A 25,152-nucleotide genomic window follows, 5' to 3' on the forward strand; every position below is an offset into this window, starting at 1 on the left:
AACATGAATAGACGGACAGAATATATACTAGCACTGATCGGAGCAATCGTTAATACAATCGTTATAGGGTGCGTAGGCATGTTAGTAATGATTGGTTTTATCGCTTCCTTCTTTCCAGAAGATTTCTCAGCGGGTGACGTGCTATTTGGAGTGATCGGTCTGGGAATCTATTTTTTATTTTTCCTACTCTTAATGGGAGCATCGGTCGTTCTCGGATTTATCAGTGCTAATAAATTAAAATACAATGCTCCGGAAGCAAAAAATTGGGGAGTTGTCTTGATTGTACTGGGTGGTTTGCAAATTGCTAGCATTCACGGCATTCTTTACTTGATTTCCGGAATTATGACAGTTGTGAAAAGAGAAAATAGCTATAACTAAAGGACAAAACAATACTGCCTAAAGCGGTATTGTTTTTTTCTATTGGGGTATAGAACCTTAAGAAAAAGAAAAAGTCAGGGGAACGGATATGGATACGATTTTAATTATTACGATCTGCATCGTCGTAGCAGGACTGCTATTTGATTTCATCAATGGATTCCATGATATCGCTAATGCAGTAGCAACATGTATATCAACAAGAGCTTTAAAGCCAAGAGTAGCGATCCTCATGGCGGCGGTCATGAATTTCTTGGGAGCCATCTCTTTTACCGGGGTAGCAGAATCGCTGACTAGTAGTATTATCAACCCATTTAAATTGGAAAATGGTGTTTTCGTCGTCTTATGCGGGGTTCTTGCAGCAGTTATATGGAACCTACTGACATGGTTGGTAGGAATGCCGAGCAGTTCTTCTCATGCGCTGATCGGGGCGATCGCCGGGGCAGCGGTTGCTTCGGCAAATTCGTTCCAGATCTTGAATTACACCGGTTTTTTGACGATCATCCTAGCACTTATTATTTCACCTATCTTAGGTTTTACCGTCGGCTATTTGATCTATTCCTTGATAAAATGGTTGTTCCGCAATCGCAAGCGGGCGAAAGCAAATCGCCATTTCCGGATCGCACAAATTTTTACAGCAGCGATCCAAGCATACTCACATGGGACGAATGATGCCCAAAAAACAATGGGGATCATCACTTTGGCGCTGATCACTAGCGGATTTCAATCTAAATCCGCAGGGGTACCGCTTTGGGTGCAAATTTCGTGTGCAGCAGCAATGGCACTAGGCTCTTCGATCGGTGGATATCGAATCATCAAAACTGTCGGCACAAAAATCATGAAAATCGAACCAGTAACAGGAGTAGCGGCTGATCTCAGTTCACTGTCCGTCATTATGACAGCGACATTGACTAAACTTCCGGTGAGCACTACACAAGTCATCGACAGCTCGATCATGGGCGTTGGGACGGCAAATCATAAAAAAGAAGTCAATTGGCGTACGGGGAAAAACATGCTCGTTACTTGGCTGATCACCTTACCGCTCTCAGGCACGCTCGCTGCCCTTGTGTTTTGGCTTTTAAATGCAATCTTTTTCTAAAAAGGGTTTCTAGTTCGTAGAAAATATTGTATGATGGGTAACAAAGAGATAGAAAGGATTATTACTATGAAATCTTATCTAAAAATGGTTCGGCCATTTGATGTTATCATAATCACCTTATTGATCCTGTTATCTTTCTTACCGATCATCATTTTTTCAGTTGTCCAAGCAAAGGAAACTGGTAAAGAAGTTGTTGCAGTTATTACCCAAGATGGCAAACAGATCCGGAAGATTACGTTGACGGGCCACAAGGGAGACGATATTTTTACGATTCATGGAAAAGGAAAGCAATATAATATCATGGAAGTAAAAGGAGAAAGCATCCGTATCAAGGAAGATAACAGCCCGGACCAAGTCGGGGTGAAAATGGGTTGGAAAAGCAAGCCGGGCGAAACGATCATCTGCTTGCCGCATAAATTATTCGTAGATATAAAAACCAAAAAACCGCAGAAATCCGACTCAAACGATATCATTATCCCGAATTAATGTTGTTGCTTGAACCAGCAGAAAAAATCTGGTAGGATGAAAAAAATGGAAACGGAGGGATTTACTTTGTCTGAAGAAGAACGTTTGATTCTATTTGATGAAGAAAAAGCAAAAGCAGCCGGAGAAGAGATCGCAACACAAATCAGTACAACAGCTGGTAAAGCAGGCGAGGTGATCGGTGATCTGTCCAAGATCGCCATTTATGGTTCCGCACTCGTTGTAAAATCCGCCGCCAAAACCTCGAGTTCTTTTGTCGAAGGATTTAAAAAAGGCTGGAAAAAGTAATATCGATTGGATAAATCATGACCCAACTTGAAGTCTATGCGGCTTCAAGTTTTTTTGTCGAAAAGTTGTCATAAAAAGTTAAAGAAAAGCAAAAAATTAACAAAAACGCTAGAAAATTTTATTATCATGTGTATAATAGTACCAGAAAAGAGTTGGGGAAGATTCTTTTCCATTGAGGTGTACAGATTTGAAGAAAAAATGGCTCTTTATTGGGCTGATCATTCTTGCAGCAGCTGCGCTTATCATCGGTACATGGTTGTATCACAAGCATCAGATCAAAGTTGCGGAAGAAAAGCTAGAGAAGAAAATCGACCAGTCGGTAAAACAAAACCCAGGGATCGCTTTTAGAAAGGCACATCACAAGCAGGGCGATGTGCAGATCACAACGTATATCCCGCTGACCAAAGACAAACAGGATAATAAGTTGGTAAAGAAACAAATGGACACGTATATCGTGCAAGATTTGAAGGCCTTACGATCCGACAAACCGCGTTACTATTTTTATACGTTTAAAGAACAGTCTTCTGCTAAGAATACCGACAGTTTCCGCATTGAGAAAGTCAGCTATGAACGTCAAGGAACCAAGCTCGTCCAATTGAAAAAACGAGAGCTGATCCAAACTTTGACATTGGATCAAACGACTAATGACCTGCTTACTTTGCAGTTGATTTTTAAGAATTCCTTCTATAAAAAAGCAGCATTCAAAAAAATCGTGGCAGAAGCTGCGATCCGTACTGGCAAACTTCGAGTTGCCAACGGAAAAGATCTAGCAGCTATCCAGTTTCCAAACAAGGCGGGTGCCTATGATTTTCATTTGACGAATGAAGCGCTGATCCTACCAGTCAAGATCCCGCATGTGAAAACAGTCAAGAAAGTAACGATTCCACTGAAAACGATTGGTTATCAGCTGAAAGAAAAGCATCTGAATAAACAGTATGCACGTCCAGAAGTGCCACGGATCTCCAAAAAGAAAACCATTGCGCTTACTTTTGATGATGGTCCAAGCAGTTTGTATACGCCAAAGATACTGGATGTTCTGCGCAAACATCATGCCAAAGCAACTTTCTTTGTGCTTGGCTCCAATGTTGAAAAAAATCCGGCATTGGTCAAACGTGAAATGGCGGAAGGGCATCAAGTCGGTAATCATTCTTGGGATCACCCATTATTGACGAAGCGTCCTGCGAAGGAAGTAGCCCAGCAGATCTGGGGAACACAGATCGCTGTCTATCAAGCCACAGGGCATTTTCCCGCAGTGGTCAGGCCGCCATATGGTGGTGTTGATCGGCAAGTCGCAGAGGTTGCTGGTGTGCCGATCGTAGAATGGACGATCGATACGCTTGATTGGAAAGCGAAATCAGGAAATAGTGTAACTAAGGCAGTGCTGGCGAATGCAGGGCAAGGCGAGATCGTCTTGATGCATGATATTCATGGCAAAACTGCTGCCAGCTTAGATAAAACACTTCGAGTACTCAAAAAACGTGGTTATAGATTTGTAACAGTCAATGAACTACTCGGACAAGAATTGCAATCAGGCTGTGAATATTTCAGCAGCTATAATCACCGTACTGTGAAATAAAATAAAAACGGTTTGGAAAGAAAGCATGATGCTTCTTTCCAAACCGTTTTCTTATTTATACATACTTTCTACTAAAGGTTTCAATTGCTTAATAACTAAACCACTGCCACCGCGGCCATTGACATCTTCTACCATTCCTACTAAGAGAAAATCGGGATTGTCGGCATCGAAGGTATAGAGGAATCCATTTTCTTTACCGGATTCTCCTTGTTTCTCTTTCAATTCTGCTGTTCCAGTCTTGGCGGCTAATTTTTTACCGTTTAAAGCTAAGGCGTGTGCTGTTCCGCCAGGATCGCTGACTGTTTTCACTAATGCCGCTGCGACTTTATCAGCTGAATCAGCTTTCACAGCCTGTTCAAGTGGTGCAGCCTTATCTGCCAAAATCAGCCGAGGCTGCGGGATTTTCCCGTGATTTGCGATGGCAGAGTAGGCTACCGCTTGTTGAATGGAAGACAGCAGCAATTGACCTTGGCCATATGCAGTGTCTGCTAATAACACTTCGGAGGATAATCCTTCTTTGTTGGAGATTTGTCCAGGATTCATCGTAAATGGTAGATCTTTATAATCTTTGTCAAAGTTGAATTTCTTGAGTCCTGCTTCCAAACGCTTCGCACCGATCTCGAGTCCTTCTTGTGCAAAATAGATATTGTCGGAGAATACTAAGGCATCTGTCATGTTGACAGATGGAACGTCATGCACCCGTGTGACAAAATATTTGCCCCAAGAACTGTCTTTTTGCCATTTCAATCCGGAGATCTTACGGACTTTATCCGGTTTCGTCACGCCTAGATCAAGTCCGACTGCTGCCGTCAGCGTCTTGAAAGTCGATCCAGGTGCATAGCGAGTTGTATAGCGAGCTAAGAATGGCAAGTCTTTATTGTCAGCGAGTTTTTTATAATCCTTTGCAGAAATCCCAGCCGTCATTTGGTTGGGGTTGAAGGAAGGTGTGCTGACCAGTGCAAGCAAATCACCGTTCTTCGGATTGATCATCGTAGCTTGTCCAGTTTCGTTCCCTAAGCTGTCGAAAGCTTTTTGCTGGATAGCAGCATCGATCGTCAATTTGATTGGCTTCCCATCTGCTTTGGCTACTTGTTGAAGCACTTCCTCGTTTTTTGTTTGGCTGTTGACGATTTTGATCGTCCCGCCGTTTTTACCGCGTAATTGTTTGTCGAAATAACGTTCTAAGCCGGTTTTCCCGATAACATCTCCTGCTGCTAGCGCTGGATTCTTTTTGATGTCGTCAGCACTGACTTCGCCAACATAACCGATCAATTGGGCTGCTGCTTCATTAAGCGGGTAGGTACGAATCGATATAGCAGAAGAGGCGAGACCTGGAAGATCTTTAGGCGTTCCTTTTTCGATCCATTTTTTGAGCGGAACAAAACTGTCCGGCTTCACCCATGATTGTGCTAATTGTGATTTTGCAAAAGCCGTTTCGACATGCAGTTCTTTACTGATCGCTTGGATGTTTTTTTCTTTTTCCTTACCGCTGCCAAGTTTTTCAGGAAAGATGCCATACTGTTCGATATGATCCATCGTTGCCAATTTTTTGCCATTACGGTCGACGATATCACCGCGCTTGGCATCGTCAGAAGAGAAAAAGACTTTATCTGATTTGACCATATTCGGGAAGATCAGATCCGGCTTCCAATTGACTTTCCATTTATCGCCTTCTTGAGCAAGTGTCGCGGAAAAATGTTTCGTTTTCAGCGGTCCCAAATCTGTTGTCATTTTTAAGTCATATGTCAAAGCAAACTGATTCTTTTCTTTTGCCTGTTTTACTTTCAAATTACTGATTTTGATATCTTTTGCGCCGATCCCGTTATAAACTGTTTGGTATTTATCGACCATTTCCTGTTTTGTGAAGGCTACTTTCTTCAGTGATGCGCTGTTGACGTCGTTTTTGAGTTTAGCATATTCCTGCTTTTGTAGATTTTTTGTAAATGACTCTGAAACAGCAGTTGCTTCATTCAATGCCCTGTTTTTAAAGTGAATAAAAAGAAATACACCCGCGGCGATAATAATAAGCGCTGCCACGATCCCAATACTGATCCAGATAGGTTTTTTAGATTTCTTTTTGTTTATCTGGTTATACATCTGAACACCTACTTTTTTATTTTTATACTTTTAGTTTACACGTTAATGGCGAAAAAGGGTATAGAATAATCGAGTTATGGTGAAAAAGATGCAATCTTTAAAAATTCTTAGTTATTTCATTTCCAATTATTTGCAAATTTATTGTAGTATAGTAGAGTAAAGTGTAAAAAATGAGGTGAAAAAATGGCGAAACATCAAAAAAAACGAAAAGTACGTGTAGGTCGTGTAATCATAGCAATCGTAGTCATTTTTTTGATTATCGGGGTTATCACGGGAATAGTTGCTTATAGTAAATATAAATCGAGTTTAAAACAGGCTGAAAAAGAAAATACACTGCAGTCATTTCCATTTAACGGAGTAAAATCTGGGAACGGCGATTTCAATGTGCTACTCCTAGGAAGTGATTCGCGTGGTAAAGATCGAGGTCGATCTGATTCGATCATGATCGCCAGATACGATAAAAAAACAGGCACGCCAAAACTAGTATCGATCATGCGCGATACATATGTCGATATTCCGGGACATGGAAAAAACAAGATCAATGCTGCTTATTCGTTCGGTGGACCGGAACTGGTTCGGAAAACGATCAAAGAAAACTTCAATGTGGATATCCAATATTACGTCGTTGCTAATTTCTCGCAATTCCCTAAAATCGTCGATACGCTGGCACCAGACGGAATTGAGATCAATGCGGAGAAAAATATGTCGAAGAATATTGATGTTGCGATCAAAGCTGGAAAACAAAAAATGGACGGCAAAACACTCTTGCAGTATGCCCGTTTCCGTCATGATGCAGAAGGAGACTTTGGCCGGATCCGGAGACAGCAACAAGTTTTGAATGCATTGAAAGAGCAAGCGGTAAGTGCAGGGAGCATCACAAAACTTCCCGATGTCTTAGGGAAACTACAAGGGTATACCGCGACAGACTTGCCCAGCAATTTGTTATTCAAGACAGGAATCGATTTTGTCTTAGGCAAAACCGAGCCGCTTGAAAAATTCAGTATCCCAGCCAAAGGGTTATGGCATCCTGAACGAATCGATGGACCAGGCGACGTTTTGCGAATGGACGATGTTGCAGCTAATGCAAAAGCCTTGCAGGATTTTTTGAATAAATAATATCAGTATCAGATTTTAAAATAAAAAAGCGTCCTACTCTAAACAGATCATGTTTGGAGTAGGGCGCTTTTTAGGCTTTATAAGGTAGCTTAGCAAGAATAGCCAAGAACAAGGCTTTTTCTTCAGAAGAAATGATATTTTCTGAGCTATTTCTGTAAGTAAGCTGTTCATACCGCTGTGTTAATACAGCTAGACCGTCTATCATGCTGAAGCGCTGAGCGAATTGACGCAGCGTTTCTGAAGACTGACGCTTTATCTTGCTTGTTGTCAATGCATGAAGTAGTCGTTCATAAGCGGCAGTGAAAGTGATCGCTTCATTTTCTAACCTGCGTTTCAATCGCCATACAGTGAACTGGCGCCGGAATAGGAAGGCGACTATTGCTAAAAGGAGCAAGACGATCGCTGTGATCGTGCTTATCCATAAAAGAATGGAATGGTCATTCGAAGAGGTTGCTTTCGATTTTGCAGTCTCTTTTTTAGATTGTTTTTGTTGTTCCTGCTTTTGCTGATTTGGTGTAGCCGTATCCGGTTTTTCCGCTGGTGTTTCAGTATCAGCCTCACTGTCATTAGTAGAATCGGCTGATTGCTCAGGAGCTTCAGTTTGCGCCTCGGTAAAAGTTTCCGGATTGCTGAATGTCGTCGTTGGCTCAAAGGGAACCCAGCCAGTACCGGGAAAATAGACTTCCGGCCATGAATGAGCGTTATCGTTTGTGATCTGGTAGGTCATTTCAACATCGTCAATCATTGTACCACTGTTAAAGCCTTTCGCCCAACGAGCAGGGATGCCTAAGGAACGAAGCATCACGACCATGGCTGTTGAAAAATTATCGCAGTAGCCAATTTTTGTGTCGAACAAGAATTGATCGACATAGTCTTTACCGCGATCTGTGACATCCGCATTTTCGATACTATAGGTGAAACGTCCACCGCTGTTTAAATAAGTCTCGATTGCCTTGGCTTTATCATAAGCTGTTTTTTCACCAGCAGTCACCTTTTCCGCTAACTGCTTGACTCGTTTCGGCAGTTCGCGGGGCAGTTGGGTATATTGGGCGAGGAATTTTTTGTTGAGCTGATCCATCTTTGCTTTTTGCATCGTAGGAATATCATAAACAGGGGGTTCCAGTTCGATGTGGTACTTTTTGATGCCATTTTCTGTGGTGAGTTTGTCGCCAGCGGGCTGGTAGCGTATATCACTTGCACCGCTTTGGAGTTTGTCCGTACCATATGGATAAGCAATATAACCGTTAGATGCAGTGAATTCAATATCTATTTGTTCTTTCGCTTTCGTATCATAACGGTCATTCAGGTCGATAGGAAAATCAGTCTGTGATGAAAGCGGCTTTGTTTTTTCTGCTTTCGGCGTTTCCCAGCCTTTTCCTGTATACTGCCATTTTGCTTCCACGCGATAATAATGGGCACTTTCAGTCTGAACTTGAAAGACCTCGGTACTATCATTCTCTAAAGGACCGCCTAGACGTGAATCATCTTCACTGTAGCCAATTTGTCTGGTTGTATCCAGCAGACCAAACTTGCTTTTAAGCGTCGGGATCGGATCGGCAAAATAGGGCTTATACGTGGGAAGCTGGGTCGCTGCAAAAAGAATAGCAAATAATAGCGCGAATATGCCCAGATGATAAAAGATCCGTTTGCTAAAGACATGGCTGGTGGGACTCAAATTGGCTCGCCAATTAGCGAGATATAGAATCAAAAATCCAAACAGACAGCTTCGGACAATCGCAAAAGTAGCGTCATATTGTGTAAATGTATTGATGATGAGCAAATAGAGCAATGTCATGATAAGAATATTCAAAACACGTTGTTTCCGAAAAATAGAGTAAAACGTGATATAGGCAAGTAGCCATAATGCCACTAAGAAAATAAGATAGATAAATAGCGGCGGCACAGCTTTTGCGGATAATTCCGTCATTGCTGCGATCCCATCTCGGACGTTGTCTATGAAAGTAGAAATAGCACTGATCCTTAGTGGATTCGTACCTTTCACCGCTAGAGTGCTGAAAAGATAAACCAACACGAAATGAATCGGAAAAGAAATATAAAAACGCAGTTGGAAGAAACTGCCAAGTAAGCAACTGGCGATAAACAGCACTGTCCACGAACTACCGCCGATTCTCAAGATATCATGAAAAGGATACACCCACTCAGCAATCAAAAGGAAAGCAAATACCAATAAGCAGCCACTAAGGATTCGTTTAGACATTGCGCGCCTCCTTTCTTATAAGATCCGCAAGTTCCAAGACTTTATCGGAATGGAGCGTGGGATCCCCCTGAGCAGTAACGATTTTCAAACTATCATGATAACGATAATTTTCCAGCACACGTTGGATCGTTTCATCGATTTCCGGAGTAAAGACGATAGTTGGACCATCAGGAATCAGTAAATCTTGATCTGCCGGCTTTGCTTCCAAATTGGCAAATAAATGCGCGATCGTTTCGGTGAATGCTTTACCTTCGCCAGCTTGTTGAAAAGTTTCAGTGGGAATCAATAATTCGATCGGCTGACCTTGCTCCGATAAATGACGAACGAAGGAATAGCAGGCAGTCAAACTTGTTTCGTGATCAACTGCATGTTTATTATGAAAAAAAACATGTAGTTCAGCATTGCGGCTGCTTTCGTATTCTTTCATAAAAAGTTCATTCTTTTTGGCTGTAGTTTTCCAATCGATCAGCGCGATACGGTCACCGTTTTGGAATTTGCGTAGACCGTAGATATTTTCGTTTTTCATCAAGGACCAGTGATCCGCATTTTGCTCGCCTTGCGACAGTGAATCAGCAATGGAAAGGGCTAACGCTTTTTCATAAGCCGGATATACTAGCAACGTCTCACTTGTTTCGAGCTGGATACTTTTCGCGATCAAGTTGAAAGGATCACGGGTGGTCAGCCGGACTGTAGAAAAATCGACGGGTCCGCGTTTTGCAGGGAAGCCAGGTAGCGGAACAAGGAGCTTTTTACGGAAAAATGGAGAAATAGTCTGTTCCAGCCACCCGCTGGCGTCAGTTTTGGAACGGATCTGCTGTTGGATTTTTAAATTACCTTGTAGAAAGGGGATTTTGCGCTGTAGCTGTAAATGGACATGGATCGTTTCGCCAGCTGCGTAATATGGCTGTGCGAGAGCATACTGGATACGCCAGTTGCGCAGTGGTGAAATCGAGACGATCAATAGCAATAGTAGGATAAATGTAATGAAATAAGTTAAAAACCAGCTGGCTTTGTCGCCTTGAAACAATGTGAACAGCCAGACGAGGCCGTAGACGATGATCCAGAAAACCCACCTGCCGATAAAGCGGAGCGTTTGCTTTTTCATATCGGATTATCCTTTCTTTGCCTGGATAGGAACGGTGCTTATGATCTCTTCGACGATTGAACGAATCGAAGCCGCTTCAAAGCGATAAGCTGTTTTAAGGAGTAGGCGGTGTTCAAAGATAAAAGGTGCCAGATATTGGACGTCATCCGGAATGGCATAATCGCGTCCTTCAATCAGGGCATATGCGGCTACGGCTTGCATGAAAGCGAGGGTCCCCCGCGGACTTACACCGAGCAGGATCTTCGGGTGGTTTCTTGTTTCTTGAACCAGCTGGATGATGTATTGCTTTAATTCGGTATTGATATGAACGTCTTGAACTTGTTTTTTTAATGCCAAGATCGCTGTTTTGTCTAATACTTCATTCACAGAAGCAAGCGTATCCGTCTTCTCTTTACGTGTAAGTAGTTCCAATTCTTCTTCTGCTGTCGGATAGCCAATGGCAAGTTTCAACAGGAAACGGTCTAACTGCGCTTCGGGTAGCGGATAAGTTCCTTCGTATTCGACTGGATTTTGCGTCGCCATGACGAAAAACGGATCTTCTAATAAATGAGTCACGCCATCAACGGTGACGCTGTTTTCAGACATTCCTTCTAGTAAAGCAGCTTGCGTGCGGGGAGAAGTACGATTGATCTCATCGGCTAATACGATATTGCCAACGATCGGACCGGGCCGGAATTCAAATTCACGCGTTTCCGGATTGAAAATGGAGATCCCTGTCACATCTGCTGGAAGTAAGTCAGGGGTAAACTGAATACGCTTGAAACGTATCCCCATTGCTTTTGCAAGCGATCGGACAAGCATCGTTTTCCCAACACCCGGGACATCTTCTAATAAAACATGTCCACTGGCTAAAAAAGCGGTCAAACATAATTTGATCGTTTCACGTTTCCCGACGATCGCTTTTTCCACCTCATTTATAAGCGTTTCTATCGGATTTCTTTCTATATTTGCCATTATCTTACCTCGCTCTCCAGCTTATTATGGTACTAATGCTACTATATTACCATTTACTTGTAAATTAAGTTTTATTTTACGCTTGTAGGGAACACAAAAAAGAGTGAAACAATAGAGGAGGAAGTTAAAAATGATGGAAAATTATATCAATGGTAAATTTGTATTAAGTCATTCTGATAAGACGAAAGAGCTGATCAATCCGGTGACAGAAAAATTTATCGAAACCATGCCTCAATCAAATGAACAAGATGTAAATGAAGCTATTGCCGGCGCCAAAGAAGCGCAAAAGGAATGGGCGAAAAAAACAATGGCGGCAAGAAGCGAGATCGTGAAAGAACTAAAACCGATCCTTGAGGAAAATAAAGAAGAATTAGCAAAAATCTATGTAGAAGAACAAGGGAAAACTTTTAAAGAAGCAATTGGTGAGATAGAACGTTCTATTCAATACATTGATTATATGGCCGGCTTTGCCTATCATTTAGAATCAGAAGTAGTCCCAAGCGAGATCGATGACGAAATGATCGTCTTCTTAAAGAAACCGATCGGCATTGTAGGCGGAATTCTTCCTTGGAATGCACCGGTCTTTGTTTTGATGCGTAAGCTGATTCCAGCTCTGATTGCAGGTTGTTCGGTCGTTATCAAACCAAGCAATGAGTCGCCGCTGAATACTCTGAAAATCGCCGAATACACGCAAAGAACAAGCCTGCCAACAGGTCTTTTCCAAGTCGTTGTTGGAAGCGGCTCGGAAGTAGGGAATCAGCTGTCTAAGCATCCAGATATCGATTTGATCTCCATTACCGGGAGCACGGGTTCTGGGAAAGCAGTCATGAAGGCAGCTGCCGAAACAGTCAAAAAAGTAAACCTCGAATTAGGTGGTAAAGCACCAACGATCGTAACCGAACATGCGGATCTGCAAAAAGCTGTCCGTTATATCGTACAAGCGAGAATCAAAAACAGCGGTCAAGTTTGTACATGTCCGGAACGTGTATATGTCCATGAAAATGTTGCAGAAGCATTTACCAAAGAATTACGCGCTAGCATGGAAAAACTGCAAGTTGGCGATCCTTACGATGAAAAAACCGATTACGGTAGCATTATCAATAAAGAACAGCTGGATCATATCAGCGAATTAGTTGCTGGTGCAGAAAAAGAAGGTGCGAAGATTCTAATTGGCGGAAATAAGATCGACCGCGGTAAAGGTTATTTCTTTGAACCAACAATTATTACCAACGCGACACAAGACATGGAAATCATGAATGAAGAAATTTTCGGACCAGTCGTTCCGATCATGACGTATAAAACATTTGATGAAGTTATCGACTTGGCCAATGACAGTGTCTACGGGCTTTCTTCTTATCTATTTTCGGAAAACTATCGCGAGATCATGCGCGGTATCAATGAAATCCGCTTTGGCGAAGTATATGTCAACTGTGAAGCAGAAGAAGCAATCAATGGTTTCCATGCCGGCTTCCGCGAATCTGGACTTGGGGGCGCAGATGGACGCAAAGGCTTTGAAGAATTTTTACAAACGACAGTTGCCTACTTGCGCTATGAATAGGAGCATTTTCTAATCGAAGTAAGCATTGCTACTTGCGGCAAAAACAGCTATAATCTTGGTAGTAATGAATGCTGGGAAATGAGGAAAAAGAATGTCAAAAAGTTCCATTTATGGTATCACGCTGGAAAAATTAACGGATTGGCTGGTTGAACGCGATCAAAAAGGGTTCAGAGCCAAACAGATCTGGGATTGGTTATATCGCAAACGGGTAAGAAGCTTTGCGGAAATGACCAATGTTCCAAAAGAGACACTTGCTTTGCTGGAAGAGTCCTTTGTAATGGAAACATTAGAAAAAGAAATTATCCAAGAATCAAAAGATGGTACAACCAAATACTTATTTAAATTACAAGATGGCAATTTGATCGAGACCGTCCTGATGAAACAAAAATACGGTCTATCTGTGTGTGTGACCACCCAAGTAGGCTGCAACATCGGCTGTACATTTTGTGCGAGTGGTATCCTGAAAAAAAGCAGAGACTTATCAGCCGGCGAGATCGTCGAACAAATCATGAATGTGCAATATTATTTGGATGACCGAGGCAGCGACGAACGGGTCAGTCACATTGTTGTCATGGGAATCGGCGAACCCTTCGATAACTATGAAAATCTGATGAACTTCCTGCACGTTGTCAACAGTGACAGCGGACTTGCGATCGGAGCACGGCATATCACCGTATCGACAAGTGGTCTTGCACCAAAGATCAAAGAATTCGCAGACGAAGATCTGCAAGTCAACCTTGCGATCTCCTTGCATGCGCCTAATAATGAATTACGCACACAGATCATGCGTATCAACCGGACGTTTTCGATCGAAACACTTATGGAAGCAATCGAATATTACATCGAAAAAACAAATCGCCGCGTAACATTTGAGTACATTATGTTGAAAGATGTCAATGACCATGTCAAAGAAGCGGAAGAATTAGCCCAACTGATCAGACCATACAGCCAGCTGGCTTATGTCAATATGATCCCCTACAACCCTGTAGCGGAACATATCGATTACGAGCGCAGTACGGAAGAATCGATCAATGCGTTTTATCATGTGCTGAAGAAAAACGGCATCAATTGTGTCGTTCGTCGCGAACATGGGACGGATATCGATGCAGCTTGTGGTCAACTGCGAAGTAAACAAATCAAGCGTGTCGGCATTCGGGAACGGATGCGCCGGGCTGCTGCCAATGAGAATGCTTGATGTCATGGCTTCTATTCTAATGGAACGATTAGAATAGAAGCTGTTTTTTTACAAAGAATTGACAATGATAATCATTATCACATATAATAAGATAATATATTTGACTATTTTGAAAATAGAGAGGGCGAGAATCATGATCGTAGTGACCAATACTATTAAAGTAGAAAAAGGATTTGGAGATCAAGTAATCAAACAATTTACCGGCGAATTAGGCGACGGCGCCCCAACGAAAGATATTGCAGAAGTGGAAGGATTCTTAGGGTTTGAACTTTGGAAGAATGCAGACGAAAGTTTAGACCATGAAGAAGTCGTCGTGACCAGCAAATGGGTCAGCGAAGAAGCACAGCGTAATTGGGTAAAGAGCGACTCTTTCAAACGTGCTCACGGCCGTACAAAAGATTCGCGCGAACAAAAAGAACAGCGCAAAGGCATCCATGGCAATAGCATCGCGCGTTATGACATCGTGCATATCCAAGAACCGATTGAAAAAGAGATCCACTGATCCCCTAAAGGAGGAAGTAAAGTGACAGAAACAACAAAAGCCATCTTAGCAAGAAGAAGTATCAAACGTGCGAGTAGCGCGCCAATCGAGCGCGCCAAAATAGATCTGTTGTTGGAACAAGCAGCATATGCGCCTTTCCACAGCAAGCAGGAACCCTGGAATGCCTACATCATCGGCTCAAAATCAGGAAAAGAAAAGCTGCTCCAAGCAATCGGAAAAAGTATCGAGGCAACACAAGGCGACACGATCGCAGCAGAGAAAAAACAAGAGTTGCTTGAAAAAAACAAACAAAAACTAGAAAAACCCCCTTACCTCATTATTATTACAGCAAAGCAAGTCGAAGAAGAAAAGAAAGACTTTGAAGCAATCGCGGCCGTGAGCGCCTTTATCCAAAACTTCCAATTATTAGCTTGGGAAGCAGGAGTCGGAATGATCTGGCGAACAAATAAATTTATTTTTGATAAAGCATTCGCCCGTGCCTTGGCTATCCCGGATGAAAACAAAGTAATCGGAATATTGTACCTCAGCGTTTTGGAAGACAATGTCCCAGAAGTGAAGAAGCGCAGTCCGATCGAGGAATGGGTAACGGAAATTGAATAAGAAATGATAAAAACATCCGTTTCGGCGGGTGTTTTTTTATTAAAATAATTCACATCTCTCTATGTAACCTTATGTAAAAGTTGAAAACACTGCTATAAAACAATATCAAGAATAAAAGATCCGTGCTTTTTCATCCTCTAATCGCCATAAAATCTCCATGAATCGTTCGTACTTCGTTCGCGTATCTATATGTTAGAATGAGGTGAAAATGATAATTTACATAAGAGGTGAATGGAGTAATGAAGAAATTTCTTTTATATGCAATCGGGATAGTTTTGCTTCTTATTTTAGTGATTGGAGGGAAAATATATATGGATCATAAAAAAATGAATGAAGATATGTTGAAAGTTGTGAAGAGTGATGAGGCAAAGGAGGTTTTTGAAGATGGGTTAAGGAACATAGACTCGAAATCATTGACATCTGAGGGTGTAATTAAATCGTATAAGATTGATTATAGTAGTATCGATCATAATCCAATGGGCGGAATTATGGTAACTTTAATTATAAATAATGATAAAAATTTAACTGCTGAATATGATTTAGGAAGAAAAAATGACAAACTAAAAGGTGATGGAATTGTACTAACTTATGAATTATCAAAACGCCTAGGTAGAACTGAAAAGGAGCACAATAATGAGTAACTCATATACCGACGATGAAAGAGTCCAAATAGCTAAAAAGGAGTATGCCAAATTATAGCAATCTAAAGAGGTTAGTATAAATAATGGGAATACTAAAATTGGCTATGTTTCCCAATTCAACGACAAAAAAACAGGCGAACAATCTTACATCATCACCAACAACTACGTCCCAAAAACCGCTTCTTTTCGAGAACGCTCCAAGGTAAAAGAAGTCACCATTCTTTACCGCGGATCCACCGGTATCGACAAGACATTCAGCGATCCGAAAGATGTGTTTCGCGATTGGGGGATAAATGATATTCCAACTGCTACTCGAATTAATACAGGCAAATCGTCTGCCGTTTCTGCGCAATTAAAATCTTCCTCGGATACGCTTAATAATGTCCTGAAAGATTATCCCAATGCTAAAATCCATATTTATGGACATTCGCTTGGTTCCATGGATGGACAATACGCACTTGCAAACTTGAAAAAAAGCGAAATATCCCGGATAAATAGTGCTTATTTCTATCAAGGCCCCAATATTTATTCCACTTTATCAGCAGAACAAAAAGAAACAGTACAAGCATTGAATGAGAGGCATATCGTTTTCAACTATATCGACATGCGAGATTTGATACCCGTTGGTTATGGATATGGAAACCCTACGATCGGAACGCTCTTAACCGTTGATGGAAAACCAACAGGAAGTATGTCAGAGCAACATATGTGGGGCGGTTATGAATTCGACAAAGACGGTAATCTGAAACTAGATTCATCAGGAAGTGCTAAACTTGCCAAACAATTGACTGGAGGCCGGTTAAAAAATTTAGAACTTTTAAAAAAGAAATTCCGAAAAAGTGATGGTTCTCTTTCCTCGGCGGAAAAAATTTATTTAGATGCTTCCGAAGCATTGATTCTTACAGAAGGGATGAAGTTAACGATTCAAAGTGAAATACAAGCATTGACGGAAATCTTTCAAAAAGGGAAAGAAAATGCAGACAAATTATGGCAAGATACGTTAAAAAATGCAGCTATTATCGGAAAACATCTTTCTACAAACGAAATATTAAGCGCTCTTGAAAAAGGTAACGTTACAGAGGCTAATATTCGAACTAAACCAAAAGAAGATTATGAAAAAGCGTTAGCCAACTTAAAGAAAATGGAAAAAAATTATGATGCCCTTATTAAGCAAACTAGTGCAGCCATCAAGTCACAAATAGAAAACGATAAAGAACTTGCAGCAGAAATCGGAGGTGCCTAATGGAAAGGGAAAGAGCTTTACGACTTCGTATGGAAAACGAAGTGGATAATTTTCGTAGTGAAAAGAAAAAGATAGAAGCTGATATAGAAATGTCGCTTGCGATAAAACAACGCTTTCGTAAAGAACTGGAACAAACAATCGATCGCTTGCATTTTACAATTAAAAAAGGCCGTAAAGATTCAGTTCCACCTCTGCAACATGCGTATCATATCCTCGAACAAGCACAGTACGAAGAGAATGCTTTGGTGCAAACTAAAATTAAAGCGTTAGAAATTAAAAAAGAGAATTTAGAACGCGGCTATAAAAAGCAAATCGAAGCGAGAGAAACAGAGCTTGTAGAACTGCGTAAAGAAAGGAACGAAGCGTAGGATGATTCCATTTTTAGAGGACTCTTTAAAAGAAATTCAAAAGAATACAGAAAAAAAGATGATTCATTTATTCACAGCAAGTCAGGCAAATGCGACTTCCGAAAATAGAAAATTACTGATCAAGGAACAAAAAAAGAACTTCGTTGCCGATCTAGAAAGCAAGTGCAAGAATTATTTAGACAAATTTGCCACTTCTGCTAAGGGGAAGTGGGTAAAAAAAGCACAGGAAGCATTTAAAAGTATAGATAAAGATTTTGATAATATCTAATTGAAAACTTTTAACTAAGCTAGCAACTCTCCTTATTCCAATGATGATCAGATACTCCAAAGTTTCATACTTTAGGAGTATTTTTGGGTTATGAGATATGCTCTTTCTCAAATACATAAAAATAACCTGCGTTTTATGCTAAAATAAAAAAGAAAAGGAGTGAATAGCGATGGAAGAGAATCAAAACAACTATCAAGCAAGCAAGTATCGAACTCCGGACGGGTATACGAGCGATATCGTGATCACCACGATAAAAGCTGGAAAATTACAAGTCTTACTGATTAAACGAGCAGCTGAAAATGCAGAAGGCAAAGCAAACATCGAAGGCGGGAAATGGGCGATTCCAGGCGGTTTTGTGGAGGAACAGGAAACGGCGCATGATGCTGCGATTCGGGAATTGGAGGAAGAAACGGGACTGACGGATATTCCTTTGACTGCTTTCGGTACCTTTGATACGCCGGGAAGAGATCCGCGCGGCTGGATGATCTCACAGGCATTTTACGCGGTTGCTAGAGAAGAAGCGATCGCTGCCTATCAAGCAGCTGATGATGCAGCAGAAGCAGAACTTTTTTCAATCGAAGAAGCTTTGGAACTGCCACTCGCTTTTGATCACATCACCATTTTAAAACAAGCTTATCAAGCCATTTCGGATTTGTTTTCACTGACCACAGCGATCCGTGATTTTCTACCTGATACATTCACAGCCGAGCAGCTGTATGAGGGACTTTCTGCTTGTACAAAACCTGGTGTATTACCAGACAAAATTGCTTTTATTGAAAATGTGGCCTTTTTACCGTTTATTGAAGCACATGATGATTATTGTCATTTTGTACAAGATGCAGAAGCGGGAAGTATTTTTTATTAAGTCTTGGAGGAAAAAAGATGGAGACACTCACAATTAGAGAAACGGCTTTTGGCAGTGGTCTGCCCAAGATTTGTGTACCGATCATGGGAGATACAGTGGAAGAATTGCTGGCGGAAGCGACGCTAGCAGCAGAACAGCAAGTAGACGTCGTAGAATGGCGCGCCGATTTTTTCACAGATCTACTGAACGAGGGAGCCGTAAAAAAAGCGGCAGCACTACTTCGTGAGCGGTTACAGATTCCGGTGATCTTTACTGTCCGAACCAAAAGAGAAGGTGGGACACTAGAAATCTCGGATGCGGATTATGCAGCAGTTATACGTTCAGCATCAACGTGGGGGACGATCGACATGGTTGACGTCGAGCTCACACAGCCGGATCTGGAAACGCTATTAGCAGCAGTTAAACATACAGCAACACGCATTATTCTCTCTAGTCATGATTTTGAAAAAACACCATCTGCAGATGAACTTACAGCGAGATTACTGCGAATGGTCCAATTAGGAGCTGATCTACCGAAAATCGCCGTGATGCCGAAAAATAGTACAGATGTGCTTGTGCTTCTCCACGTTGCCGAGCATTTCAAACAGCAGTATGGTAGACCTTTTATTGCGATCTCCATGGGGCATAAAGGAATGATCAGCCGTGTATCCGGGGAATTGTTTGGCTCTGTACTTACTTTTGGAACGCTCGAAAAAGCCTCAGCTCCTGGACAGGTAGAAGTAGGGCAATTACGAAGCTTGCTGGAATTATTTCACGATACTTCTTTACTTTAACCAGTAAGCATGCTAGAATCAAGTTATGCGATGAGCCTACAGCAGTGGAAAAACACTGCCGCCTTCTACATATATGTTTTGTGGAAAACAGTAGAAGGGAAGCCAGCCGACAGTGTACACTGTCGGCTGCTTTTTTTTGCAATCTAATTGTAAGTTGCGAACCCTTTTTCGCTTCTATATAATAGAAGAGTAGATACTTAAGGAACGTTTTGAAAGGGGATAACTATGTCAGGGCAAATGAGGCTTTTTTCTGTAACCAAGGATCGGCCGCTAGCGGTAAAGATCGCCAAGTTTTTGGATATGCCGTTAGCAGAAGTAGAATTGCAGAAGTTCAGTGATGGCGAAGTGAAAATAAATATCGGAGAGAGTGTGCGCGGGACTAATGCGTATATCATCCAGTCAATGAACAGCAATGTCAATGAGCGTTTGATGGAATTATTGATCATGATCGATGCTTTAAAACGAGCTTCGGCTGCAACGATCACTATCATTATGCCGTATTATGGCTACTCACGCCAAGACCGCAAAGCACGTTCGCGCGAACCGATCACAGCAAAATTATTGGCAAATTTGCTTCAAACAGCTGGAGCGACACGCCTAGTCACCGTTGATCTCCATGCAGCACAATTGCAAGGGTTTTTCAATATCCCGATCGACCACGTTTCTGCATTGCCGCTTATCAGCGAACATTTAAAAGAAGCTTATGGAAAAGAAGATGTTGTCGTGGTAGCGCCAGATCATAGTGGTGTCGTCAGAGCAAGAAGAGTAGCTGATCGACTGAACGCTTCTATCGCGATCTTAAATCGCAAACAGCGCCCTCATGAAGATCAGATCCAGGATATCATCGGCAACGTCGAAGGCAAAGTGGCTATCGTCATTGATGATATCATTGATACAGGAGTACGTGCCATGACTTCCGCTCAAGTCCTGATAGAAGCAGGTGCCGAGAAAGTCATTGCTTGTGCGACGCATGCCGTTTTGGCAGGAGATGCCGCTCAAGTGCTTGATGCCTCGCCGATTTCCGAGATCGTAACCACGGACTCGATCGACATTCCTGCTGTTCGTTTGCTTGATAAAATGACAGTGATCTCGATCAGCGAGATCTTAGGACGAGCGATTCACGGTGTACAGGAAAATCATTCGCTGCACCCGTTATTTTAAGCAATAAAAAATCCAGCCTGCTAAGGTTGGATTTTTTTGTTAATAGCCAGTTTCTACAGAGGCATTCACGATATACATCAGATCATTGACGTCCTCTTTATCTTCTAAAAAGATTCCGCTTGTTGTCAGCATCCCGCCAGGCATTGTTTCGATTGTAACGGTGCCGTAGGGAATGATTGCTTTGATTTTTTCATGATCAAGCTTTTCTTCATCACAAGGAAGTGCTAGTTTGATCCTTACTTCCATATTGTTAAGGTCATTATCAGGAAGAAGGCCTTCAATTCCAGGCATCGAATTTGTGAAAATCGCATTACGAACAGCGCGTTCTGCTGCCTTAGTGATATTTTGACCGTGGACGTCAACGCCAAATCCAGTTTGGATAAATAAAAGTTTTTCCAAGTTTACTCACTCCTTAAAGTCTTTGATATAACTGGTGCCTGGCCGATTTGCCGCATAGGCTTCCATGACTTGCTTGAAAGAAGCGGCTGCATCTCCGCCAATTTCATTAAAAATCTGTTCCATTTGCTTTTGCTGGGCTATCCCGAGTTCTCTCTCCAGTCTATTCCCAGCAGCGGTCAGGAATAAACAGCGGTTGCGGCGGTCGTCTTGTCCCTCTTCGATACGGATCAATTCCCGTTCCCGAAGTTCTGCAAGCGGCTTATGTAAGGCTTGTTTGGATATCTCGAGAAACATAAGCAGATCGTGGATCGTCAGACCGGGCATCCGGGCAGTGAAAAATAAAATTCGGTGATGCAAGCGTTTGAGCTGATGTTTGGCGATGATCAAATCTGCCGTTTCTGTAAAGGTGCGATAGCCGAAATAGAATAATGCGATTTGCTGATTTAGTTGTTCTTTATCCATAAGCTTTCTCCTTTTTCTTCAATGAATACAGTATACCATAAAATTTTTTTCTGGCTTCCGGAAGTTGGGAATAATCTGGGTGATTTCTGCATATCTTTTTTCATTTCGGGTATGGGAAAATAGAAAGAAAAGAGAGGGTGAGTTAAATGGGAAAATATAATCGAATCTTAGTAGCGGTAGATGGATCGGAAGAAGCCGACCGCGCATTTAACGAAGCGGTCGAACTGGCGATCAAATATGAAAGTGTGCTAGGAATCGTCAGTGTGGTGGATGTACGCAGCTTTTCGCCAAGTATATCATTTGAAGGCAGCATCGAGGATCAAGAGCAGCAGAATTTGAAAGAGAAAGTGATGGAATTAGCACAGAATGCGAAGGCAAAAGGCGTTAAAGAAATCAGATATTATATAGAAAGTGGTAATCCGAAGACGCTGATCGCAATTGATATCCCAGCGGAATTTCAAGCTGACCTGATCGTTGTCGGAGCGACCGGTTTGAATCGAATCGAAAAACTGCTTGTAGGAAGTGTTTCTACCTTTGTGACCAGACAGGCAAGATGCGATACGCTGATCGTTCGGTGACAACCCAGTAAAGCCCTCCAAATCTTTGGTGGGGCTTTTTTTCGCGAATCGGAAAATTGACAATAGCTGGAAATTCTCGTATTATCGAAACAAGACTATCTAAAGGTCTAAAGAAAAGGGGGGCGAATAGTTGAAAGAACATTCGCAAGGACAAGAGCAGCTAAAACCTGTCTTGATTGTTGCTTCATTTTTGATCGCTGGCTTCATTGGTTTGTTTAGTGAGACAGCACTCAATATGGCGTTAACAGAACTTATTCAATTTTTCCATATTACTTCTGCCACAGTCCAATGGCTCACGACCGCCTATTTATTGACGCTTGGTATTTTGGTCCCGATCTCCGGATTGTTGATCCGTTGGTTTACCACGAGAGCGCTTTTTATAGCATCTGTCAGCTTTTCTATCGTTGGAACGCTGATAGCGGCACTTTCGCCTACATTTACGATGCTTTTGATCGGAAGAGTCGTTCAAGCAGTAGGTACGTCGCTATTGCTTCCATTGATGTTCAATACGATCTTGTTGATTTTTCCAGAACATAAAAGGGGTTCCGCAATGGGAACCATCGGTCTGGTCATTACATTTGCACCGGCAATTGGACCAACTGTTTCCGGGCTTATTGTTGAAAATCTGACTTGGAACTGGATCTTCTGGATATCACTACCGTTTTTATTGATCGCACTTCTTTTTGGGATTCGTTTTATGCAAAACGTCTCTGAGATAACGAAGCCGCGTATCGATGTTTTATCGATTATTTTATCCACGATCGGGTTTGGTGGGATCGTTTACGGATTTAGTAGTGCAGGGGAAGACGGCTGGGGCAGTTGGATCGTGATCTTATCGATCGCGATCGGTGTCATTAGTTTGATCCTCTTCACGATCCGTCAGTTGAAAATGCCGAAACCGTTGCTTGACCTGCGTGTTTTCCGCTATCCGATGTTTACGACCGGATTACTGCTTGTTTTCTGTGCGTTTATGATGATTTTATCGACGATGATCTTATTGCCGCTTTATCTGAAAGCAGGAATCGGCTTAGCTGCGTTTAGCGCTGGACTCGTGTTGCTTCCCGGTGGTGTTATCAATGGGTTGCTTTCACCAATCACAGGTCGCTTGTTCGACGCATTTGGTCCACGCGTATTAGCGATCCCCGGTTGTATCATTTCTGCTGGTATGATGGTCGGCTTTTTATTCTTAGACGTGAATACCTCTATCACGACGATCATTCTGCTGCATAGTGGACTGATGATCGGGATCTCGATGGTAATGATGCCTGCACAGACTAATGGGCTGAACCAATTGCCGATCCAGTTATATCCAGATGGAACAGCTGTTATGAATACATTGCAGCAGGTTTCCGGAGCAACGGGGACAGCTATTGCGATCACGATCATGACGGCTGGTCAAAAAGCCTATATGAAGACTGCGGGAAGCACAAGTCCACAAGAAATCAGTTTGTCACTTGTTCACGGCATTCACCAAGCCTTTTTCTTCGGCTTAGCGATTGCAACGGTGGCGCTGGTATTGTCGCTTTTCATTAAGCGCGCACATTCTGAAAAAACATTAAAACCAAGATAAAGGATCAGTAAAAATAGGTGCTGTCACACAGAGAAGAGAGATAAGCTGAGAACTCTCCTGACAAACTGTTTTGAACCTACCTTTTAGTTTGCCTATTATGCACGGTTTTCATACCGTTATCATGATCTGAGAGTAAAGCATTGCTTTGAAATAGGGTGGTACCGCCAGAAATGGTCCCTATCGAAGTAATGCTTTTTTTGTATAAAAAAGGAGGAAAAAAGATGAAAGATTTTGTCAAAGCAATAACGAAAAGAGAAGAAGACTTCGCACAATGGTATACGGATGTCGTGCTGAAAGCTGAACTTGCTTCTTATTCTAGCGTGAAAGGTTGCATGGTCATTCGGCCGACAGGCTATGCCTTGTGGGAAGGGATCCAACAGTATATCGACCGGCACTTGAAGGCGACTGGGCATGAAAATGTTTATATGCCACTCTTGATCCCTGAAGGAAAACTAAAGCAAGAAGCCGAGCATGTGGAAGGCTTTGCGCCGGAGCTTGCTTGGATCACTGAAACAGGGGAAGAAAAACTAGCCGAACGTCTGGCGATCAGACCGACATCAGAAGTATTATTTGCCGAACATTTTAAAGAGATCATCCACTCCCACCGCGATTTACCAAAGCGTTATAATCAGTGGGCGAATGTTGTCCGGCTTGAGAAAAATACGCGTCCCTTTTTGCGCACGACAGAATTTCTCTGGCAGGAAGGACATACCTGTCATGAGACTCATGAAGAAGCGCAAGAAGAAGTGATGGCGATTTTGGATCTATATACAGCTGTCTGCGAAGAGCTACTGGCGATCCCTGTTGTCAAAGGTCGGAAAACGGCGCGCGAAAGATTTGCCGGTGCGCGCGAGACTTATACATTAGAAACATTGATGTATGATGGCAAAGCACTGCAGATCGCAACTTCTCATGATTTAGGCGATGTCTTCTCCAGTGCTTTTGGAATCGAGTTTACCAACCGGGAAGGTATCGATACGCCGGTATACCAGTCCTCATGGGGAATAACGACGCGTACGATCGGTGCACTCATCATGGTGCATGGTGATGACCGCGGTTTGATGTTGCCACCACGAATCGCGCCTATCCAAGTTATCATCGTACCGATCGCTCAGCACAAAGAAGGTGTGATCGCAGCAGGAGAAAGCATTTTGGCACGTTTGCAAGAGAAGGGGATTCGCACGAAGATCGATTTGTCCGATAAGCAACCTGGCTGGAAATTCAATGAATCTGAAATGAAAGGGATTCCTATTCGGATCGAAATGGGACCACGCGATATGGAAGCGGGACAAGTGATCGTCGTGCGCCGCGATACGGGTGAAAAAACGGCGGTAGCAATGGAAGGATTAGAAGCGTATGTAACGGAACTGCTTGAGACGATCCAACGGAATTTGTTTGAACAAGCGAAAAGCCGCAATGAAGCCAATACTCTGTATACGGAGTCAGCCGAAGAATTTACCCGTAAAATCAAAGCGGGCGGATTTGCTGTTACTCCGCATTGCGGGGAAGAAAGTTGCGAAGAGGCCATCAAGACAGAAACGACCGCAACGGCTCGTTGTATGGCATTTACAGACGAAGAAAAAGACCTTACTGGCAAAACCTGTCCGCATTGCGGGAAACCGGCGGTAAGTTTGATCCATTTTGCAAGAGCATATTAA

At 42.4% G+C, this 25,152-nt stretch carries 25 protein-coding genes, 1 pseudogene and 1 other annotated feature; of the genes and pseudogenes, 20 read left to right on the forward strand and 6 right to left on the reverse strand.

Annotation, left to right across the window (positions count from 1 at the left end):
* The first annotated feature begins 3 nt into the window (after positions 1-3).
* The 5 genes from EL241_RS03075 (at position 4) to EL241_RS03095 (ending at position 3,821) form a co-directional block, all read left to right on the forward strand.
* Positions 4-378 carry a hypothetical protein gene (locus EL241_RS03075; RefSeq protein WP_003757897.1) on the forward strand — a complete coding sequence of 125 codons (375 nt, stop codon included), beginning with the start codon at positions 4-6 and terminating at the stop codon, positions 376-378.
* Between the two features lie 88 nt (positions 379-466).
* Complete coding sequence (locus tag EL241_RS03080; RefSeq protein WP_003757898.1) at positions 467-1,474, forward strand: inorganic phosphate transporter; 1,008 nt, start codon at positions 467-469, stop codon at positions 1,472-1,474.
* 66 nt (positions 1,475-1,540) lie between these two features.
* Complete coding sequence (locus EL241_RS03085) at positions 1,541-1,960, forward strand: NusG domain II-containing protein (protein WP_036108012.1); 420 nt, start codon at positions 1,541-1,543, stop codon at positions 1,958-1,960.
* A 66-nt stretch (positions 1,961-2,026) separates the two neighbouring features.
* Complete coding sequence (locus EL241_RS03090; protein WP_036108062.1) at positions 2,027-2,245, forward strand: hypothetical protein; 219 nt, start codon at positions 2,027-2,029, stop codon at positions 2,243-2,245.
* A 187-nt stretch (positions 2,246-2,432) separates the two neighbouring features.
* Positions 2,433-3,821 (forward strand): polysaccharide deacetylase family protein, encoded by a 1,389-nt coding sequence (locus EL241_RS03095; RefSeq protein WP_126320343.1) that lies wholly within the window; start codon positions 2,433-2,435, stop codon positions 3,819-3,821.
* Positions 3,822-3,872: 51 nt separating this feature from the next.
* On the opposite strand, the gene pbp4 is transcribed toward EL241_RS03095, so the two are convergent.
* Positions 3,873-5,918, reverse strand: a complete 2,046-nt coding sequence (gene pbp4, locus EL241_RS03100) for a penicillin-binding protein PBP4(5) (RefSeq protein ID WP_126320344.1) — start codon at positions 5,916-5,918, stop codon at positions 3,873-3,875.
* A 183-nt stretch (positions 5,919-6,101) separates the two neighbouring features.
* Here pbp4 and EL241_RS03105 point away from each other — a divergent pair, with 183 nt between their 5' ends.
* Positions 6,102-7,034, forward strand: a complete 933-nt coding sequence (locus EL241_RS03105) for an LCP family protein (RefSeq protein WP_003757903.1) — start codon at positions 6,102-6,104, stop codon at positions 7,032-7,034.
* A 70-nt stretch (positions 7,035-7,104) separates the two neighbouring features.
* Here EL241_RS03105 and EL241_RS03110 read toward each other — a convergent pair whose 3' ends face one another.
* From EL241_RS03110 to EL241_RS03120, 3 genes are read right to left on the reverse strand one after another with little or no spacing between them, the layout of a single operon-like run.
* Positions 7,105-9,252 carry a transglutaminase TgpA family protein gene (locus tag EL241_RS03110; protein WP_036108008.1) on the reverse strand — a complete coding sequence of 716 codons (2,148 nt, stop codon included), beginning with the start codon at positions 9,250-9,252 and terminating at the stop codon, positions 7,105-7,107.
* The gene (locus EL241_RS03115; protein WP_036108006.1) at positions 9,245-10,357 is read right to left on the reverse strand and encodes a DUF58 domain-containing protein; all 1,113 of its coding nucleotides are present in this window, start codon (positions 10,355-10,357) and stop codon (positions 9,245-9,247) included. The genes EL241_RS03110 and EL241_RS03115 overlap by 8 nt, the downstream gene beginning before the upstream one ends.
* A 6-nt stretch (positions 10,358-10,363) precedes the next feature.
* On the reverse strand, positions 10,364-11,311 hold the full coding sequence (locus EL241_RS03120) for an AAA family ATPase (protein WP_036108003.1): 948 nt from the start codon (positions 11,309-11,311) through the stop codon (positions 10,364-10,366).
* 130 nt (positions 11,312-11,441) lie between these two features.
* Between EL241_RS03120 and aldA the strand changes: the two genes are divergently transcribed.
* The 11 genes and pseudogenes from aldA (at position 11,442) to EL241_RS03175 (ending at position 20,485) form a co-directional block, all read left to right on the forward strand.
* Positions 11,442-12,869: an aldehyde dehydrogenase gene (gene aldA / locus EL241_RS03125; protein ID WP_003757907.1), complete on the forward strand. Its 1,428-nt coding sequence runs from the start codon at positions 11,442-11,444 to the stop codon at positions 12,867-12,869.
* A gap of 91 nt (positions 12,870-12,960) precedes the next feature.
* The gene (gene rlmN / locus EL241_RS03130) at positions 12,961-14,064 is read left to right on the forward strand and encodes a dual-specificity RNA methyltransferase RlmN (protein WP_003757909.1); all 1,104 of its coding nucleotides are present in this window, start codon (positions 12,961-12,963) and stop codon (positions 14,062-14,064) included.
* Positions 14,065-14,197: 133 nt separating this feature from the next.
* Complete coding sequence (gene isdG, locus EL241_RS03135; RefSeq protein WP_036107999.1) at positions 14,198-14,566, forward strand: heme oxygenase IsdG; 369 nt, start codon at positions 14,198-14,200, stop codon at positions 14,564-14,566.
* Positions 14,567-14,587: 21 nt separating this feature from the next.
* Entirely contained in the window at positions 14,588-15,166 is a 579-nt protein-coding gene (locus EL241_RS03140) for a nitroreductase family protein (RefSeq protein ID WP_126320345.1), read from the forward strand.
* 239 nt (positions 15,167-15,405) lie between these two features.
* A complete protein-coding gene (locus EL241_RS03145; RefSeq protein ID WP_003757915.1) occupies positions 15,406-15,807 on the forward strand; it encodes a DUF1310 family protein in 402 nt (133 codons plus the stop codon).
* A pseudogene (locus tag EL241_RS03150) lies at positions 15,800-17,050 on the forward strand (lipase family protein). The gene EL241_RS03145 and the pseudogene EL241_RS03150 overlap by 8 nt, the downstream one beginning before the upstream one ends.
* Complete coding sequence (locus EL241_RS03155) at positions 17,050-17,418, forward strand: hypothetical protein (RefSeq protein ID WP_036107997.1); 369 nt, start codon at positions 17,050-17,052, stop codon at positions 17,416-17,418. Before EL241_RS03150 ends, EL241_RS03155 begins: the two are co-directional and overlap by 1 nt.
* Position 17,419: 1 nt before the next feature.
* Positions 17,420-17,686 carry a hypothetical protein gene (locus tag EL241_RS03160; protein ID WP_126320346.1) on the forward strand — a complete coding sequence of 89 codons (267 nt, stop codon included), beginning with the start codon at positions 17,420-17,422 and terminating at the stop codon, positions 17,684-17,686.
* Between the two features lie 169 nt (positions 17,687-17,855).
* The gene (locus EL241_RS03165; RefSeq protein WP_036107994.1) at positions 17,856-18,551 is read left to right on the forward strand and encodes an NUDIX domain-containing protein; all 696 of its coding nucleotides are present in this window, start codon (positions 17,856-17,858) and stop codon (positions 18,549-18,551) included.
* A gap of 17 nt (positions 18,552-18,568) precedes the next feature.
* Positions 18,569-19,324, forward strand: a complete 756-nt coding sequence (aroD, locus tag EL241_RS03170; RefSeq protein ID WP_036107992.1) for a type I 3-dehydroquinate dehydratase — start codon at positions 18,569-18,571, stop codon at positions 19,322-19,324.
* 225 nt (positions 19,325-19,549) lie between these two features.
* On the forward strand, positions 19,550-20,485 hold the full coding sequence (locus tag EL241_RS03175) for a ribose-phosphate diphosphokinase (protein ID WP_003757926.1): 936 nt from the start codon (positions 19,550-19,552) through the stop codon (positions 20,483-20,485).
* Between the two features lie 39 nt (positions 20,486-20,524).
* Here the strand turns inward: EL241_RS03175 and EL241_RS03180 are convergent, their stop codons facing one another.
* Entirely contained in the window at positions 20,525-20,884 is a 360-nt protein-coding gene (locus tag EL241_RS03180; protein ID WP_003757928.1) for a Lin0512 family protein, read from the reverse strand.
* A gap of 6 nt (positions 20,885-20,890) precedes the next feature.
* A complete protein-coding gene (locus tag EL241_RS03185; protein ID WP_003757930.1) occupies positions 20,891-21,346 on the reverse strand; it encodes a MarR family transcriptional regulator in 456 nt (151 codons plus the stop codon).
* Between the two features lie 146 nt (positions 21,347-21,492).
* Between EL241_RS03185 and EL241_RS03190 the strand changes: the two genes are divergently transcribed.
* The 3 genes from EL241_RS03190 (at position 21,493) to proS (ending at position 25,152) form a co-directional block, all read left to right on the forward strand.
* Positions 21,493-21,924: a universal stress protein gene (locus EL241_RS03190; protein WP_003757934.1), complete on the forward strand. Its 432-nt coding sequence runs from the start codon at positions 21,493-21,495 to the stop codon at positions 21,922-21,924.
* Between the two features lie 130 nt (positions 21,925-22,054).
* Positions 22,055-23,494 (forward strand): DHA2 family efflux MFS transporter permease subunit, encoded by a 1,440-nt coding sequence (locus EL241_RS03195; RefSeq protein ID WP_126320347.1) that lies wholly within the window; start codon positions 22,055-22,057, stop codon positions 23,492-23,494.
* Positions 23,479-23,676: a binding site (T-box leader), on the forward strand. Its footprint overlaps the gene before it by 16 nt.
* Before the next feature lie 39 nt (positions 23,677-23,715).
* Positions 23,716-25,152: a proline--tRNA ligase gene (gene proS / locus EL241_RS03200; protein WP_036108050.1), complete on the forward strand. Its 1,437-nt coding sequence runs from the start codon at positions 23,716-23,718 to the stop codon at positions 25,150-25,152.

Origin of the sequence: Listeria grayi (assembly GCF_900638015.1) — a bacterium.
Lineage (GTDB): Bacteria > Bacillota > Bacilli > Lactobacillales > Listeriaceae > Listeria > Listeria grayi.

What these genes read in the sequence shown, in the direction of transcription:
- EL241_RS03075 (WP_003757897.1), top strand. Translation starts at nt 4, where the DNA reads ATGAATAGACGGACAGAATATATACTAGCACTGATCGGAGCAATCGTT.
- EL241_RS03080 (WP_003757898.1), top strand. Translation starts at nt 467, where the DNA reads ATGGATACGATTTTAATTATTACGATCTGCATCGTCGTAGCAGGACTG.
- EL241_RS03085 (WP_036108012.1), top strand. Translation starts at nt 1,541, where the DNA reads ATGAAATCTTATCTAAAAATGGTTCGGCCATTTGATGTTATCATAATC.
- pbp4 (WP_126320344.1), bottom strand. Translation starts at nt 5,918, where the DNA reads ATGTATAACCAGATAAACAAAAAGAAATCTAAAAAACCTATCTGGATC.
- EL241_RS03105 (WP_003757903.1), top strand. Translation starts at nt 6,102, where the DNA reads ATGGCGAAACATCAAAAAAAACGAAAAGTACGTGTAGGTCGTGTAATC.
- EL241_RS03110 (WP_036108008.1), bottom strand. Translation starts at nt 9,252, where the DNA reads ATGTCTAAACGAATCCTTAGTGGCTGCTTATTGGTATTTGCTTTCCTT.
- EL241_RS03115 (WP_036108006.1), bottom strand. Translation starts at nt 10,357, where the DNA reads ATGAAAAAGCAAACGCTCCGCTTTATCGGCAGGTGGGTTTTCTGGATC.
- EL241_RS03120 (WP_036108003.1), bottom strand. Translation starts at nt 11,311, where the DNA reads ATGGCAAATATAGAAAGAAATCCGATAGAAACGCTTATAAATGAGGTG.
- aldA (WP_003757907.1), top strand. Translation starts at nt 11,442, where the DNA reads ATGATGGAAAATTATATCAATGGTAAATTTGTATTAAGTCATTCTGAT.
- rlmN (WP_003757909.1), top strand. Translation starts at nt 12,961, where the DNA reads ATGTCAAAAAGTTCCATTTATGGTATCACGCTGGAAAAATTAACGGAT.
- isdG (WP_036107999.1), top strand. Translation starts at nt 14,198, where the DNA reads ATGATCGTAGTGACCAATACTATTAAAGTAGAAAAAGGATTTGGAGAT.
- EL241_RS03145 (WP_003757915.1), top strand. Translation starts at nt 15,406, where the DNA reads ATGAAGAAATTTCTTTTATATGCAATCGGGATAGTTTTGCTTCTTATT.
- EL241_RS03155 (WP_036107997.1), top strand. Translation starts at nt 17,050, where the DNA reads ATGGAAAGGGAAAGAGCTTTACGACTTCGTATGGAAAACGAAGTGGAT.
- EL241_RS03160 (WP_126320346.1), top strand. Translation starts at nt 17,420, where the DNA reads ATGATTCCATTTTTAGAGGACTCTTTAAAAGAAATTCAAAAGAATACA.
- EL241_RS03165 (WP_036107994.1), top strand. Translation starts at nt 17,856, where the DNA reads ATGGAAGAGAATCAAAACAACTATCAAGCAAGCAAGTATCGAACTCCG.
- aroD (WP_036107992.1), top strand. Translation starts at nt 18,569, where the DNA reads ATGGAGACACTCACAATTAGAGAAACGGCTTTTGGCAGTGGTCTGCCC.
- EL241_RS03175 (WP_003757926.1), top strand. Translation starts at nt 19,550, where the DNA reads ATGTCAGGGCAAATGAGGCTTTTTTCTGTAACCAAGGATCGGCCGCTA.
- EL241_RS03185 (WP_003757930.1), bottom strand. Translation starts at nt 21,346, where the DNA reads ATGGATAAAGAACAACTAAATCAGCAAATCGCATTATTCTATTTCGGC.
- EL241_RS03190 (WP_003757934.1), top strand. Translation starts at nt 21,493, where the DNA reads ATGGGAAAATATAATCGAATCTTAGTAGCGGTAGATGGATCGGAAGAA.
- proS (WP_036108050.1), top strand. Translation starts at nt 23,716, where the DNA reads ATGAAAGATTTTGTCAAAGCAATAACGAAAAGAGAAGAAGACTTCGCA.